Source organism: Streptomyces sp. CG 926 (genome assembly GCF_003148825.1).
Classification (GTDB): domain Bacteria; phylum Actinomycetota; class Actinomycetes; order Streptomycetales; family Streptomycetaceae; genus Streptomyces.
In genome coordinates, this window is record NZ_QGGZ01000024.1 from 33,530 (window position 1) to 47,017 (window position 13,488).

13 protein-coding genes are annotated in these 13,488 nt (G+C 72.3%); 9 read left to right on the forward strand and 4 right to left on the reverse strand.

Features of this window, described 5'->3' with window-relative positions; all coding sequences use genetic code 11:
* Window positions 1-92: 92 nt before the first annotated feature.
* From BCL76_RS37445 to BCL76_RS37455, 3 genes are all read left to right on the forward strand, one after another.
* On the forward strand, window positions 93-854 hold the full coding sequence (locus BCL76_RS37445) for a class II aldolase/adducin family protein (protein ID WP_109783972.1): 762 nt from the start codon (window positions 93-95) through the stop codon (window positions 852-854).
* 101 nt (window positions 855-955) lie between these two features.
* Window positions 956-2,212 carry a hypothetical protein gene (locus BCL76_RS37450; protein ID WP_109783973.1) on the forward strand — a complete coding sequence of 419 codons (1,257 nt, stop codon included), beginning with the start codon at window positions 956-958 and terminating at the stop codon, window positions 2,210-2,212.
* Window positions 2,213-2,230: 18 nt separating this feature from the next.
* Complete coding sequence (locus tag BCL76_RS37455) at window positions 2,231-2,746, forward strand: TQO small subunit DoxD (protein ID WP_109783974.1); 516 nt, start codon at window positions 2,231-2,233, stop codon at window positions 2,744-2,746.
* Here the strand turns inward: BCL76_RS37455 and BCL76_RS37460 are convergent.
* Together BCL76_RS37460 and BCL76_RS37465 are read right to left on the reverse strand one after the other, a co-directional pair.
* On the reverse strand, window positions 2,692-2,916 hold the full coding sequence (locus BCL76_RS37460; RefSeq protein WP_030763106.1) for a hypothetical protein: 225 nt from the start codon (window positions 2,914-2,916) through the stop codon (window positions 2,692-2,694). The two genes, BCL76_RS37455 and BCL76_RS37460, sit on opposite strands and share 55 nt — an antisense overlap.
* A complete protein-coding gene (locus tag BCL76_RS37465; RefSeq protein WP_109783975.1) occupies window positions 2,903-4,228 on the reverse strand; it encodes a PspC domain-containing protein in 1,326 nt (441 codons plus the stop codon). Before BCL76_RS37465 ends, BCL76_RS37460 begins: the two co-directional genes overlap by 14 nt.
* 131 nt (window positions 4,229-4,359) lie before the next feature.
* Between BCL76_RS37465 and BCL76_RS37470 the strand changes: the two genes are divergently transcribed.
* From BCL76_RS37470 to BCL76_RS37485, 4 genes are all read left to right on the forward strand, one after another.
* The gene (locus BCL76_RS37470) at window positions 4,360-5,655 is read left to right on the forward strand and encodes an ATP-binding protein (protein ID WP_109783976.1); all 1,296 of its coding nucleotides are present in this window, start codon (window positions 4,360-4,362) and stop codon (window positions 5,653-5,655) included.
* Complete coding sequence (locus tag BCL76_RS37475) at window positions 5,652-6,350, forward strand: LuxR C-terminal-related transcriptional regulator (RefSeq protein WP_109783977.1); 699 nt, start codon at window positions 5,652-5,654, stop codon at window positions 6,348-6,350. The genes BCL76_RS37470 and BCL76_RS37475 overlap by 4 nt, the downstream gene beginning before the upstream one ends.
* Before the next feature lie 92 nt (window positions 6,351-6,442).
* On the forward strand, window positions 6,443-7,546 hold the full coding sequence (locus BCL76_RS37480) for an alpha/beta hydrolase (RefSeq protein ID WP_109783978.1): 1,104 nt from the start codon (window positions 6,443-6,445) through the stop codon (window positions 7,544-7,546).
* Between the two features lie 152 nt (window positions 7,547-7,698).
* Window positions 7,699-8,799, forward strand: coding sequence for a hypothetical protein (locus BCL76_RS37485; protein ID WP_109783979.1), 1,101 nt, complete (start codon window positions 7,699-7,701; stop codon window positions 8,797-8,799).
* 4 nt (window positions 8,800-8,803) lie between these two features.
* On the opposite strand, the gene BCL76_RS37490 is transcribed toward BCL76_RS37485, so the two are convergent.
* Window positions 8,804-9,874 carry a C40 family peptidase gene (locus BCL76_RS37490; RefSeq protein ID WP_109783980.1) on the reverse strand — a complete coding sequence of 357 codons (1,071 nt, stop codon included), beginning with the start codon at window positions 9,872-9,874 and terminating at the stop codon, window positions 8,804-8,806.
* Window positions 9,875-10,017: 143 nt separating this feature from the next.
* A complete protein-coding gene (locus tag BCL76_RS37495) occupies window positions 10,018-10,371 on the reverse strand; it encodes a hypothetical protein (RefSeq protein WP_030763123.1) in 354 nt (117 codons plus the stop codon).
* A 255-nt stretch (window positions 10,372-10,626) separates the two neighbouring features.
* On the opposite strand from BCL76_RS37495, the gene BCL76_RS37500 reads away from it, so the two are divergent.
* Window positions 10,627-10,977: an ArsR/SmtB family transcription factor gene (locus BCL76_RS37500; RefSeq protein WP_037883516.1), complete on the forward strand. Its 351-nt coding sequence runs from the start codon at window positions 10,627-10,629 to the stop codon at window positions 10,975-10,977.
* Window positions 10,961-13,483: a DNA helicase PcrA gene (pcrA, locus tag BCL76_RS37505; RefSeq protein WP_109783981.1), complete on the forward strand. Its 2,523-nt coding sequence runs from the start codon at window positions 10,961-10,963 to the stop codon at window positions 13,481-13,483. The genes BCL76_RS37500 and pcrA overlap by 17 nt, the downstream gene beginning before the upstream one ends.
* Window positions 13,484-13,488 lie beyond the last annotated feature (5 nt).

A 13,488-nucleotide genomic window follows, 5' to 3' on the forward strand; every position in this document is an offset into this window, starting at 1 on the left:
CACCCGCGGGCGGCGGCTTCGCCGTTCCTCTGGCCAGTTGGCAGGGGCCCGGGTACCTTGCGCGGCGAGCCGAGCCGTTCGAAGGAGCGCCCATGCCGGACCAGCCCGTACCCGTGCCCGTGGAGCGGCTGGGCTTCGAGATGCCGCCCGTGCACGACACCGTCGAAGCCGCCCGCGCCCACCGCAAGGAACGGCTCGCCGAGGCACTGCGGCTGCTGGGGCGCCTCGGGTACGAGGACGGGGTGGCGGGGCAGATAACCGTGCGGGACCCGGAGTTCGAGGACTGCTACTGGGTGAACCCCTTCGGCCGGGCCTTCACCGCGCTCACCGCCGACGACCTGCTGCTGGTCGACGGGGACGGCCGGGTGGTCACGGGCGGGCGCCGGGTCAACCAGCTGGCCTTCGCCGTGCACGCGGCCGTCCACCGCCGGCGCCCCGAGGTGGTCGCCGTCGTCCGCGCGCGGGCCCCGTACGGCCGGGCCCTCGCCGCCCTGGGCGAGCTGCTCGCCCCGATCACCGAGGAGGCCTGCGCCTTCTACGAGGACAACGCGCTCCTCGACGAGTACTCCGGGGCCGACGAGCCGCAACGGACCGCGCTCGCGCTGGGCCCCTACAAGGCGCTGGTCCTGCGCAACCGGGGGCTGCTCACGGTGGGGGACTCCGTGGACGCCGCGGTCTGGTGGTTCATCGAGGCGGAACGGGCCGCGCAGGTGCAGTTGATCGCCCGGGCCGCGGGGAAACCGGTGCTCATCGACCATCGGGCCGCGGTGCTGACGCGCGAGCGGTTCGGGTCCGATCTGGCGGCCTGGGTGAGCTACCAACCCCTCCGGGAGCTGGTGGCGTCAACATCATGAACCGTTAATCACCTGCTCTGACATCGTGCGCAATCCGGAGCACTGCCGCAGTGGTGCACAATTCGCTGGCATTGCACCGTAGTTCAGAGAGGCGGCACGCAGTGGCTGTCCAAGAGATGTCCCGAGGTACCCACACCACCGCCTGTGCCTGCGACGAGTGCGCACGGGAGGGCCATCGCCGCGCGGTCGCGGCGTTCCTGGAGAAGCGCGACGAGTTCGCCTCCGGGCAGGGCGTGCCGGCCGCCGTCGCCCACTCGCTCGGCGCCTCCCGCCAGTGGGTCTCCGACGAGCTGACCCTGTCCGCCCGCACCGTCGCCGACCGGGGCCGGGAGGCCGGGAACTCCTGGCTGTACCTGTTCTCCCGGCGGGCCGTCCTCGCCGTCTGGATCGCCGCCGGGGTCCTGCTGCTGGTGCAGGTCGCCGCCGCGCTCGGCACCGGCTGGTCCACGGCGCGCACCGCCGGGCTGCTGGCCGCCCTGGTGCTGGCCGGGCTGCTCACCGTCGCCGCCCGCGCCCAGTCCGTGCGGGGCGGGCTGCTGGCGCCGCTGGTCGGCGAGGACAACCGGCTGTCCACCTCGAAGGCCGTGCCCAGCGCCTGGGTGGTGCTGACGGCCTTCGCCACGCTGCTGCTCGCGCTGCGGCTGGCCACCTCGGCGCCCGGGCCGCAGCGGCAGGCGCTCTACACGGGACTCGCGCTGGACCGGGCGCTGCCGCTGCTGGCGGTGGTCTCGCTGACCTCGGCCGTGGCGGTGCTGGTGCGCCGGGTGGTCTCCGTACGGATCATGGGTCAGCGGCTGCAGAAGCTGCCGGCCGACCGGCCGCGCGGGGTGGACCTGCTGACGGACGACGCGGGACGCGGGAGCTTCCCCGACGCCCAGTACGTCCTCGTCTCGACCGTGGTGCTCTGCTACGCCGCGGCCTCGCTGGCGCGCTTCCCGGCCCGGCTGCCGCAGCTGCCCTGGGCGCTGGCCCTGCTGGTGGCGCTGTCCGCCGCGGTGTACCTGGCGGCGAAGTACGCGGAGGGCAGCCGTCCGCTGGTGCTGTCGGTGGTGCGCAGACGGGAGCCCGGGGATCTGGACGCGGCCGTCCGCCCCGGGGACGACATCGAGATCCGGGGCGTGGGCTTCGTGCCGCCGGGGGCGCAGACGCCGGAGATGCTGGCCCGTCTGGTCGTACGGATCGGGGCGGTGCACGTGCACGTGCCGCTGGTCCCGGTGGCGGGCGGATTCACCAATCCCTCCGACGCCGTGCTGACCGTGCCGGTCCCGGCGGAGGTGGAGCCGGGGCGCGTCGAGATCCAGGTGGTCACCGCCGCCGGGGTGGAATCCAACCGCTGCACCATCGATGTTGCCGAGTGATCGGGGTACACATGTCCCGTGAACCGAACCGATGTTCTTGAAACCGACGCCCCCCGCACCGCGGTAGGCCTGCGTGAGCTGGCCTCCCGGCACGCGCTGCTGCCCCTGCGGCTCTTCCTCGGCGTGACCTTCGTGTACGCGGGGATCGACAAACTGACCGACCCGGCGTTCCTGTCCGCCTCCGGTGACGGCTCCATCGGCGACCTGATGCGCGGGGTGCGCGACACCTCCGCGATCCCCGCCATGGTCGACATGGCGCTGCATTCGCCGGTCGGCTTCGCCGTGGTCCTGGCCATCGGGGAGATCCTGGTCGGGCTCGGCGCCCTGGTCGGCCTGCTGACCCGCGTCGCGGCCGTCGGCGGAGCGCTGATCGCGCTCAGCCTGTGGCTCACGGTGTCGTGGGCGGTGACCCCGTACTACTACGGCAACGACCTGATCTACATGATCGCGTGGACCCCGCTGATCCTCGCCGGGGCGCCCTACCTGTCGCTGGACTCGGTGATCCGGTCGCGCCTGTCCCGGCGTACGGCATAGGTCACCAGCCCGACCAGCGCGGCGAGGGTGAGCCCGCCCATGGTGATCGGGATGACCGCGAACCAGGGCAGGTCCGCCTCGCCGGTGTTGCCGACGAGGTAGAGCACGCCCGCCACCACCAGGGCCAGCCCCGCGATCAGCCGTCCCGGCTGGAACTCATGACGCCGCACGGGCCACCTCCACCTGTCCGAAGTCCGCACCGAGGTGCAGCTCGATCGTCCCGCCGGCCTCGGTGCCGGCAGCCGGCGCGAGGGTCTCCGTACGGTGCTGCTCGCCGATCTCCTCGATCCGGTCCGCGCGGTCCCCGGGCATCTGTACGTCACCCGCACGCCGGATGGTGACATCGGCCCGGGCCGTGACCTCCCGCGGCAGGACCACCTTGAGCCGGCCCGCCTCGATGGAGGCCTCGACGGCCACGGTGGTGCCCTTCGGCACGTCCAGCCGGCTCAGGTCCAAGGTGGCGAGCCCGGTGCCCGCCTCGTACACGGGCTTCACATCGGCCACCGCGGCCGGCCGCCACTCCACCCGCTGCCAGTCCGTGCCGATCTCCCGGGGCAGTACGGCCGCGCCGGCGAGCAGACCCGAGGTGAACACCGCCAGCACGATCGTGCCGAACCCGGTACGTCCCATGAGGGAGCTGACCGCGAGACCCAGACCGAAGACGATCAGCGCGGCGGCCAGCCCGTTCTGCAGGGCCTCGCCGAGCGGGTTGCCCTCCCAGGAGGCGGCGGTCCCCGCGATCCCGGCCAGCAGCGCCAGTACGAAGACGCGGCCGCCGATGCCGCCGCGCGGGCGGGCCGGGGCGACGGGCGCCTTCGCGGCCGCCTCCGGGGTCCGACGGCCGACCACCGCCGGGTCGGCGGTGTCGTCGGGCCCCCACAGATATCCCGTCCCACCGACCGGGCCGGTCGTACCGTCCTTGACCAGCGGGTCCCGCCACCAGGACGGCCCGCCGGGGGTCGGCGGAGCCTGCGTCTCCGGCGGGGCCGGCGAGTGCGCGGCGCGGGCGGCGCCGCCCGCCGGGTCGGGCGCCTGCGCCTCGGGCGAGGCGTGCCGCTTGCGCTGGGACCAGTACGAGGCCCCGCCCAACGCCAGGACGACCAGCACCGAGAAGGCCGCCAGCCCGCCGTTGTCCAGCATCGACAGGAACAGCGCGCAGCCCACCAGCGCGGCGAACACGGCCGCCAGAGTGGCCCCCTCCACCCGCCCGGTGAGCAGCTTCTTCGCCTCGCTGTCCTCCTCGCCCTCCTGCGGGAGCAGCAGCCACGCGAAGCCGTAGAAGATCAGACCGACGCCGCCGGTGACCGCGAGGACACCGAGGACGATGCGGAAGACCACCGGGTCCAGGTCGAAGTACCGGCCGAGGCCGCCGCACACGCCCGCGAGGACCTTGTCGCGCTTGCTGCGATGCAGGGGTGGCCTGGCGTCGGCGGCCCGCGGGGCCCCGGGCCCGGCCGGCGGGGCGTCGTGTACTTCGGTCATGGGTCCATGGTGACGGCCCACGGAAGCGAGCGGCATCCGGCCCTACCCTGGTGCAACCCTGATATCCCCCCGGTGGATGTGGGGGGATGCCCTGATGCCCGGCGCCCACCGGGCGTGTGACCCTTGGTGACATGCCCGTAGCCGCCGCTCCCCGTACCCCGCACGCACCGGACGCCGACGAGGTCCCGCAGCGCAAGCTCTACCGCAGCGCCGACGGCCGGATGCTCGGCGGAGTCGCGCGCGGTCTCGCCGGGCACCTCGGGCTGCCGGTGGGCTGGGTCCGCCTGGCGTTCCTCCTGCTGTTCATGTGGGGCGACGGGCTGGGCGTGCTGCTGTACGCCGCGTTCTGGGTCTTCGTACCGCTCGGCGTCGGCGGCCGGACCGGCCACCGCTCCTACTTCGAGACCCTCCCCGACGGCACCCGGCGGCTGCGCAAACCCGACCGCGGGCAGATCACCGCGCTGATCGCCCTGTTCATCGGCGCGGGCATCTTCATCTCCAAGGTCCAGGCCGGCGGCGCGTCCGGCCGGTACGTGTGGCCGACGCTGCTGGTCGGGGCGGGGGTCGTGCTCGTATGGCGGCAGGCCGACAACGCCCGCCGCGCCCACTGGTCGACGGCCGCCGGACGGCACGGACGGCTCTTCCAGGTGGCGCGGGCGCTGGCCGGCGTCGCCCTGGTCGGGGTGGGCCTGACCGTCTTCATCGTCGTACGGGGCTCCGCCGCACAGCTCGGCAACGTCCTGACCGCCACCCTCGCCGTCCTCGTCGGTGTGGCCCTGCTCGCCGGACCCTGGCTGATCAGGATGACCCAGGACCTGTCCGAGGAACGCCTGATGCGCATCCGCGCCCAGGAGCGCGCCGAGGTCGCCGCCCACGTGCACGACTCGGTGCTGCACACCCTCACCCTGATCCAGCGCAACGCGGAGGACGTCTCCGAGGTACGCCGCCTGGCGCGGGCGCAGGAACGCGAGCTGCGGAACTGGCTCTACAAGCCGGAGGGCACCGGCAAGGACGAGGCGGAGGAGCCGGCCACCCTCGCGGAGGCCGTCAAGAAGACCGCCGCCGAGGTCGAGGACCACCACGGCGTCCCGATCGAGGTCGTGGTCGTCGGGGACTGCCCGCTCGACGAGCGGCTGGCGGCACAGATACAGGCCGCGCGCGAGGCGATGGTCAACGCCGCCAAGTACGGTGGCGAGGGCGGGCCCGTACAGGTGTACGCGGAGGTCGAGGGGCAGACGGTGTTCGTGTCCGTACGGGACCGTGGACCGGGCTTCGACATCGACGCGGTACCCGGGGACCGCATGGGCGTACGAGAATCGATCATCGGCCGGATGCAGCGCAACGGCGGGACCGCACGGCTGCGGTCCGCGCCCGACGGCGGCACGGAAGTCGAGCTGGAGATGGAGAGGGCGGCGAACACAGCATGACCGAGGCGGGAGAGAGCGCAGGCGTGGGGGAGACCAGGCGTGTCCGGGTGGTGCTCGTCGACGACCACAGGATGTTCCGTACGGGAGTGCAGGCCGAGATCGGCGAGACCGACCGGACGGGCGTCGAGGTCGTCGGCGAGGCGGCCGACGTGGACCAGGCCGTCACGGTCATCACCGCCACCCGGCCCGAGGTGGTCCTGCTCGACGTGCACCTGCCCGGCGGCGGCGGCGTCGAGGTACTGCGGCGCTGCGCTCCGCTGATGGCGGCGGCCGAGAACCCGGTGCGGTTCCTGGCGCTGTCGGTGTCGGACGCGGCCGAGGACGTCATCGGGGTCATCCGGGGCGGTGCCCGTGGGTACGTCACCAAGACCATCACCGGCACCGACCTGGTGGACTCGGTCTTCCGGGTGCAGGACGGGGACGCGGTGTTCTCGCCGCGGCTGGCGGGCTTCGTGCTCGACGCGTTCGCCTCGACGGACGCGCCGCCGGTCGACGAGGACCTGGACCGGCTCACGCAGCGCGAGCGCGAGGTGCTGCGGCTGATCGCCCGCGGGTACGCGTACAAGGAGATCGCCAAGCAGCTCTTCATCTCCGTGAAGACGGTCGAGTCGCACGTCTCGGCCGTCCTGCGCAAGCTCCAGCTCTCCAACCGGCACGAGCTGACCCGCTGGGCGACGGCCCGCCGCCTGGTCTGAGTCCGGCGTCCGGCCTCTGACCTGCGGTGTGACCCACGCCGCAGGTCGACCTGGCAACCGGGAGCACGTACGCCGCCCTCTAGGCTGGCGTGATGAGCTTGACCGGTACACCCTTCTTCGCGACGGTGATCGCCCTGACGGCGATAGCCGTCGTCCTTCCGCTTGCCGTCTGGAGCAAGGTGCGCGGCCCGGCCGCCGTACGTACGGTGCTGCGCGCGCTGATGGTGGTCTTCGCCCAGGTCACGGCCGTCGCCGTGGTGTTCGTCGCGGTCAACCGGGCCGAGCACTTCTACGCCTCCTGGAGCGACCTGCTCGGCACCGGCTCCTACGTCACGGCCGCCCCCGACCTCGGTCCGGACGGGCTCGGCGGCAAGAAGGTGGAAGAGGCGCCGAAGGTCCGCCAGCAGTTCCAGCCGGTGGAAGGGGTCGGCGGGCGGGTCCGGAAGACCGAGCTCGACGGCAAGATCTCCGGGGTCAAGGGCGACGTCATGGTCTGGCTGCCGCCGCAGTACGACGACCCGGCCTACAAGGACAAGAAGTTCCCGGTGGTCGAGCTGATACCGGGCATACCGGGGACGGGGAAGTCCTGGTTCCAGGGACTCAAGGCGCACGAGGTGCTGGAGCCGCTGATGAAGAGCGGCAAGGTCCAGCCGTTCATCCTGGTCTCGCCGCGCGCCATGCTGCTCGGCAACGGCGACACCGGCTGCGCCAACCTCCCCGGCAAGGTCAACGCGGACAGTTGGTTCAGTGTCGACGTCCGCAAGATGGTCGTCGACAACTTCCGGGTCTCGGACGAGGCTCGCAGCTGGGGCGTGGCCGGCTACTCGGCCGGCGCGTACTGCGCCGCCAAGCTCGCCATCGCCCACCCCGACCGCTACAGCGCGGCCGTCTCCCTGTCCGGCTACAACGACCCAGGGCAGGAGCCCTCGTCGCTGGTCGCCAAGGACCCCGAACTGCGCCGCACGCACAACCTGAAGAACCTGCTCCAGGCCGCGCCCACCCCGCCGCCGGTGGCGCTGTGGATGTCGGGGGCCGAGCAGGACGGCTACCTGTCGGGCACGGACCTCAAGGCGATCGCCAAGAGCCCGACCACGGTGCACGCGGAGAAGGTCGTCGGCGGGCACAACCTCGAATCGTGGTCCAAGCAACTGCCGCAGACCTTCGGCTGGCTGAGCGGTCTGGTCAAGGCGCCCTAGGCCGGGCGGCCCGAACGCCCGGCCCCCTGCGTCCGCCGATCGGCGGACGTCCGCGCCCCCGGCCGCCGCGGATCTCTGCCGAACGGTCGATGTGCCCGCCACCCGCAGGCCGGGAGGCTGGTCCCCACGACGAATCGAGGGGGATCAGGGTCATGGCACACGCGGTGAGCAGCAGGAACGAGCAGGACCAGGTGGTGGCGGCGCGCCGTCGGTGGTGGTCGGGCTGGCCCCGCCGGGCTCCGTACGCGGCGGCCGCGTGGTCCCTCGCCTACGGACTGGCCGGCCTGTACTGGGCCCTGGGCGGCGGCGGTTACCCCTTCGGGCCGGTCCCCAAGGACCGCTCGACCGGCTCGATCCTCGAACCGAGCCAGGCCGCGGTCGTCGGCCCGCTCATCGCCGCGATCGGTCTCGCGGGGGCGGTCTGCGGGGTACTCATGGCACGCCGCCCGGCGGGCACCGTGGCCGCCCGGCGGTTCCTGCTCGGCTTCGGCTGGGCCCAGGCCCTCGCGCTCACGGTGGTTCTGCAGGACTACACGCTGATCGCCGTGGTCGCCTTCGCGCCGCTCCTGGTGGTGTTCGCCTTCACCGGGGTGCCCGGCCCGCAGGACGGGGTCGGCGACATCCTCTACTGGCACCGGGACAACCTGCTCGTCCTGTTCCTGGGCGGTGTCCTGTGGACCCTGGCCGTGCTGGCGTACCAGCGGCGCACCCGCGGACTGTGCGCGCACTGCGGGCGCGGCGGACGGGCCGCGGCCTGGACCGCGCCGGAGTCGGCGGCCCGCTGGGGGCGCAGGGCCGTACTGATCGCCGTACTGTCGAGCATCCCGTACGACGTGACCCGGGTGGCCTGGTTCCTCGGCTACCCGCTGGGCATCACCGACGCGTTCCTCAAGGACATGCAGGACACCCCCGGCATGCTCGGCATCGGGCTGGGCCTCGCGATCGCGTCGACGGTCGGCGGGGTGCTGACCCACGGGCTGGTCGCACGCTGGGGCGAGGTCTGGCCGCGGTGGGTGCCGTTCAAGGCGGGCAAGCCGGTCGCCCTCGCCACCGCGATCGTCCCGGCGCTGCTCGTGGCCGTCGTGCTCATCCCCGGCGGCCTCCAGATGATCCGCGGCGGGGACCAGCCCTTCGGCTGGGGGACCAACTACCCGGCGATGCTCTGGGTGGTGTGGGGAGCCGCACTCGGCGCCGCCACCCTCGGCTACTACCTCCGCCGGCGCGGGACCTGCGAGTACTGCGCCCGGGGCTGAGGGGTCACGCGGGGCGGGAGGCGCCGGCCCAGGGCATCGAGTCGATCGGCGCCAACCGGACCGTCGATCCCGGGCGCGGGGCGTGGATCATCTGACCGTTGCCGATGTAGAGGCCGACGTGGGTCACCCCGGAGTAGAAGAACACCAGGTCGCCGGGGGCCAGCTGGTCGCGGGACACGCGCCGGCCGGCGTTGATCTGGGTGTAGGTGGTGCGGGGCAGCGAGACCCCGGCCGAGCGCCAGGCCGCCTGGGTCAGGCCGGAGCAGTCGAAGGAGCCCGGGCCGGTCGCACCCCAGACGTACGGCTTGCCGATCGCACTGTAGGCGAAGGCCACGGCGCGGGCCGCGCGCGAACCGTCGGACGGCGGCGGGGGCGTGCCGCCCTGGGACGGGACCGATCCGGCGGATCCGGCGGGTGCGGTGGCAGATCCGCCGGGCGACCCGGCCTCGTAGGCGGCGCGCTCCTCGGCGGTGAGCCGGGCCAGCAGGTTCTTGGCGGCGGCGAGCTTCTCCTCGATCACGGTCTTGTGCCCGGCGAGTTCCGCCTGCCGGGAGCGGAGGTCGGCGAGCCGCCCGGAGGCCTGCTCGCGGAGCTTGCCGACCTCGTCGAGCCGGCGGCGCACGGTGGTGATCCCGGCGGCGTTGCGGTCCCCGGCGCGGGCGATGAACGCGGCCTGGGAGAGGTACTCCTGCGGGTCGGAGGCCAGCGCGAGCTGGACGGCGGTGCCCAGGGACCCGCTGCGGTACTGGGAGGCGGCGAGCGTTCCGAGCGCGCTGCGGGCGGTGTTGAGCTGGTCGGTCTTGCGGGCGGTCTCCTCGCGCAGTCCGGTCAGCGCGCGTTCGGCCTCGTCCGCCTGTTCCTTCGCCCCGTTGTACTGCTCGGTCGCCGCCTCGGCCTCCTCGTAGAGCCGGTCCACCTCCGACTTGACCTGGGCAGGGGTGGACCGGGGGTCGGCCTGTGAGGTGCCTTCGAGGGCGGTGGCGGTGGCAGCGCCCGCGAGGGCGAGGGTGGCGGCGGTCGTCCGTACCGGGCCGCCGGAGAGCGGGCGCTGCCTGGGCTTTCGATGACTGGCCACGCGGGCCTCACGTCCTTCCTCTGTCGGTGCTTGGAGGAGGACGCTAGACCCGAAGGTAACGGGCGGATGACGAGATGATCGTAAGTGGCTCGATACGACCGGAGTCGGCCTTCGAGGACCGGAGCGGATCGTTGTGGAGTGGGTCAGTGCCAGAGAAGGGCGATGAAGATGTTGATCACGGTCAGCCCGCCGACCGCCCCGAACATCGCCTTGTCCACGTGCTCCTCGTCGCGCTTGACGTAGACGAGGCAGAGGATCACGAAGAGGAGCGCGAGCTTCACGCCGACCTTGACGTTGTTGACGGGGGTCCCGTCCATCTGGTTGAAGCCGACCAGGAGGACGCCGGTGACGAGCATGGTGAGCGCACCGTGCAGCATGGCGGGCGTGAAACGGGCGGTGCCCGCGCTCATCGCCTTCATCTGGGTCAGGAAGCCACCGAGGAGCGCGGCGATCCCGATGATGTGCAGGCCGACGAAGACACTGATGAGTACGTCCATGGCGTCGAGCGTACGAGGCGGCCCGGTCGGCCCGGGGGGCGGGTCGGCCCCGGCCCTGACGGCCGCCGGCCCTGACGGCCGCCGGCCCTGACGGCCGCCGGCCCTGACGGCCGCCGGCCCTGACGGCCGCCGGCCCTGACGGCCGCCGGCCGTGACGACCTCCGGCCGCTCTCGAAGCGCCGGGACGCGTTCGGACGGTACGAGATCTTCGAACGGTCGGGCGGTGTCCGTACGAGATCTGCGTACAGTGGGGTCATGCCTGCTGCCGCCGCCGAGCCGATCCACCCCGCCGCAGACCGCATCGAGCTGGTCGACGTGCTGGCGGCGCTCGGACACCCCGTCCGGCTGGAGATCGTCCGCAAGCTGGCCTCCGGCGAGGAGGCGTTCTGCGGCGAGGTCGTCCCCGACCTGCCCCGATCCAGCGTCACGCACCACCTCAAGACGCTGCGCGAGAGCGGGCTCATCTGTCAGCGCCCCCAGGGCCGCAAGCTCTTCCTCGCGCTGCGCCGCGAGGACCTGGAGCTCCGTTTTCCCGGTCTGCTCGAACTCGTGCTGGCCTGTCGGTCCCGCCCCCTAGACTCGGAATGCGATGAGCAGCCTCTTTGACGACAGTTTCCTGACGGACCTCACCCCCTCCGACGAGGTCCCGCCGCCGCCCGAGGACCACGCCGCCCCCGAAGCGGGCGCGGACGATCTCTTCGGGGGGCAGTTCGACGTACCCATGAGCGGGGACGCGTACTACCGGGACGGCGCCCCCAGGCCCGTCATCGACCCGGCGACGCTCCTGGACGGACTCAACGAGGAGCAGCGCGCGGCCGTGGTCCACGCCGGCTCCCCGCTGCTCATCGTGGCCGGCGCCGGCTCCGGCAAGACCCGCGTGCTGACCCACCGCATCGGACACCTGCTGTCCGCGCGCAACGTCCACCCCGGCCAGATCCTGGCGATCACCTTCACCAACAAGGCCGCCGGTGAGATGAAGGAGCGCGTCGAGGGCCTGGTCGGCCCGCGCGCGAACGCCATGTGGGTCTCCACCTTCCACAGCGCGTGCGTACGCATCCTGCGCCGCGAGTCCAAGCGGCTCGGCTTCACGTCCTCGTTCTCGATCTACGACGCGGCCGACTCGAAGCGCCTGATGGCGCTCGTCTGCCGCGACCTGGACCTGGACCCGAAGAAGTTCCCGCCGAAGGCCTTCAACGCCAAGGTCTCGAACCTGAAGAACGAGCTGATCGACGACGAAGCCTTCGCCGACCAGGCCGTGGACGGCTTCGAGAAGACCCTGGCCCAGGCGTACGCGATGTACCAGGGGCGGCTGCGCGAGGCCAACGCCCTCGACTTCGACGACATCATCATGACCACGGTCCACCTGCTCCAGGCGTTCCCGGACGTCGCCGAGCACTACCGGCGCCGCTTCCGGCACGTCCTGGTCGACGAGTACCAGGACACCAACCACGCGCAGTACACGCTGGTGCGCGAGCTGGTCGGCACCGGCTATCCGGACCTGCCCCCGGCCGAGCTGTGCGTCGTGGGTGACGCCGACCAGTCGATCTACGCCTTCCGCGGCGCGACCATCCGCAACATCCTCCAGTTCGAGGAGGACTACAAGGACGCGACGACGATCCTGCTGGAGCAGAACTACCGCTCCACGCAGACGATCCTCTCCGCGGCCAACGCGGTCATCGAGCGCAACGAGAACCGCCGCGCCAAGAACCTGTGGACCCAGGCCGGCACCGGCGCCGTCATCACCGGCTACGTCGCGGACACCGAGCACGACGAGGCCCAGTTCGTCGCCGACGAGATCGACCGGCTGACGGACGCGGGCGACGCCAAGGCCGGCGACGTGGCGATCTTCTACCGGACCAACGCGCAGTCCCGCGTGTTCGAGGAGATCTTCATCCGGGTCGGACTGCCGTACAAGGTCGTCGGCGGCGTCCGCTTCTACGAGCGCAAGGAGGTCCGCGACGTCCTCGCGTACCTGCGCGTCCTGGCGAACCCCGAGGACAACGTCCCGCTGCGGCGCATCCTGAACGTGCCCAAGCGCGGCATCGGCGAACGCGCCGAGGCGATGATCGACGCCCTCGCGATGCGCGAGAAGATCACCTTCCCGCAGGCCCTGCGCCGCGTGGACGAGGCCTTCGGCATGGCCGCCCGCTCCACCAACGCGGTGAAGCGGTTCAACGTGCTGATGGAGGAGCTGCGCACGATCGTCGACTCGGGCGCGGGCCCGGCGGTGGTACTGGAAGCGGTGCTGGAGCGGACGGGCTACCTCGCCGAACTGCAGGCCTCGACCGACCCGCAGGACGAGACGCGCATCGAGAACCTGCAGGAGCTCGCGGCCGTGGCGCTGGAGTTCGAGCAGGCGCGGGAGGCCGCGGCCGCCGAAGCCGCCGAGACCGGCGCCCCGGCTCCCGGGTCCGGCACCCTGGCCGAGTTCCTGGAGCAGGTCGCGCTCGTCGCCGACTCCGACCAGATCCCGGACGAGGACACCGAGGGCACGGGCGTCATCACGCTGATGACCCTGCACACCGCCAAGGGCCTCGAATTCCCGGTGGTCTTCCTGACCGGCATGGAGGACGGGGTCTTCCCGCACATGCGGGCGCTGGGCCAGACCAAGGAGCTGGAGGAGGAGCGCCGCCTCGCCTACGTGGGCATCACCCGGGCGCGGGAGCGGCTGTACCTGACGCGCTCCAGCATGCGCAGCGCGTGGGGCACGCCCTCGTACAACCCGCCGTCACGGTTCCTGGAGGAGATCCCGGCCGAGTACCTCCAGTGGAAGCGGACGGGCGCGACGCAGAAGCCGGCGGGTCCGATGCGGAGCTCGGGATACGGATCGTCGTCGTCCGGATCGGGCAAGGCGACGTTCGGCACCTCGCCCGAGGCGTTCCTGTCCTCGTCGCGTACGAAGTCGGGGCCGTCCGGCTTCGCGACGCGGCGGGCCGCCGACAAGCCGGTCATCGCCCTGGTGGTCGGGGACCGGGTCACGCACGACCAGTTCGGACTCGGCACCGTCATGGAGGTCAAGGGCGCGGGCGCGGACGCGCAGGCCACCATCGACTTCGGGGACGACAAGCCCAAGCGGCTGCTGCTGCGCTACGCGCCGGTGCAGAAGCTCTAGGACGC

Coding starts and splice junctions, on each gene's coding strand:
- BCL76_RS37470 (WP_109783976.1), top strand. CDS start 4,360: ATGCCCGTAGCCGCCGCTCCCCGTACCCCGCACGCACCGGACGCCGAC.
- BCL76_RS37500 (WP_037883516.1), top strand. CDS start 10,627: ATGCCTGCTGCCGCCGCCGAGCCGATCCACCCCGCCGCAGACCGCATC.
- BCL76_RS37465 (WP_109783975.1), bottom strand. CDS start 4,228: ATGACCGAAGTACACGACGCCCCGCCGGCCGGGCCCGGGGCCCCGCGG.
- pcrA (WP_109783981.1), top strand. CDS start 10,961: ATGAGCAGCCTCTTTGACGACAGTTTCCTGACGGACCTCACCCCCTCC.
- BCL76_RS37445 (WP_109783972.1), top strand. CDS start 93: ATGCCGGACCAGCCCGTACCCGTGCCCGTGGAGCGGCTGGGCTTCGAG.
- BCL76_RS37495 (WP_030763123.1), bottom strand. CDS start 10,371: ATGGACGTACTCATCAGTGTCTTCGTCGGCCTGCACATCATCGGGATC.
- BCL76_RS37475 (WP_109783977.1), top strand. CDS start 5,652: ATGACCGAGGCGGGAGAGAGCGCAGGCGTGGGGGAGACCAGGCGTGTC.
- BCL76_RS37485 (WP_109783979.1), top strand. CDS start 7,699: ATGGCACACGCGGTGAGCAGCAGGAACGAGCAGGACCAGGTGGTGGCG.
- BCL76_RS37480 (WP_109783978.1), top strand. CDS start 6,443: ATGAGCTTGACCGGTACACCCTTCTTCGCGACGGTGATCGCCCTGACG.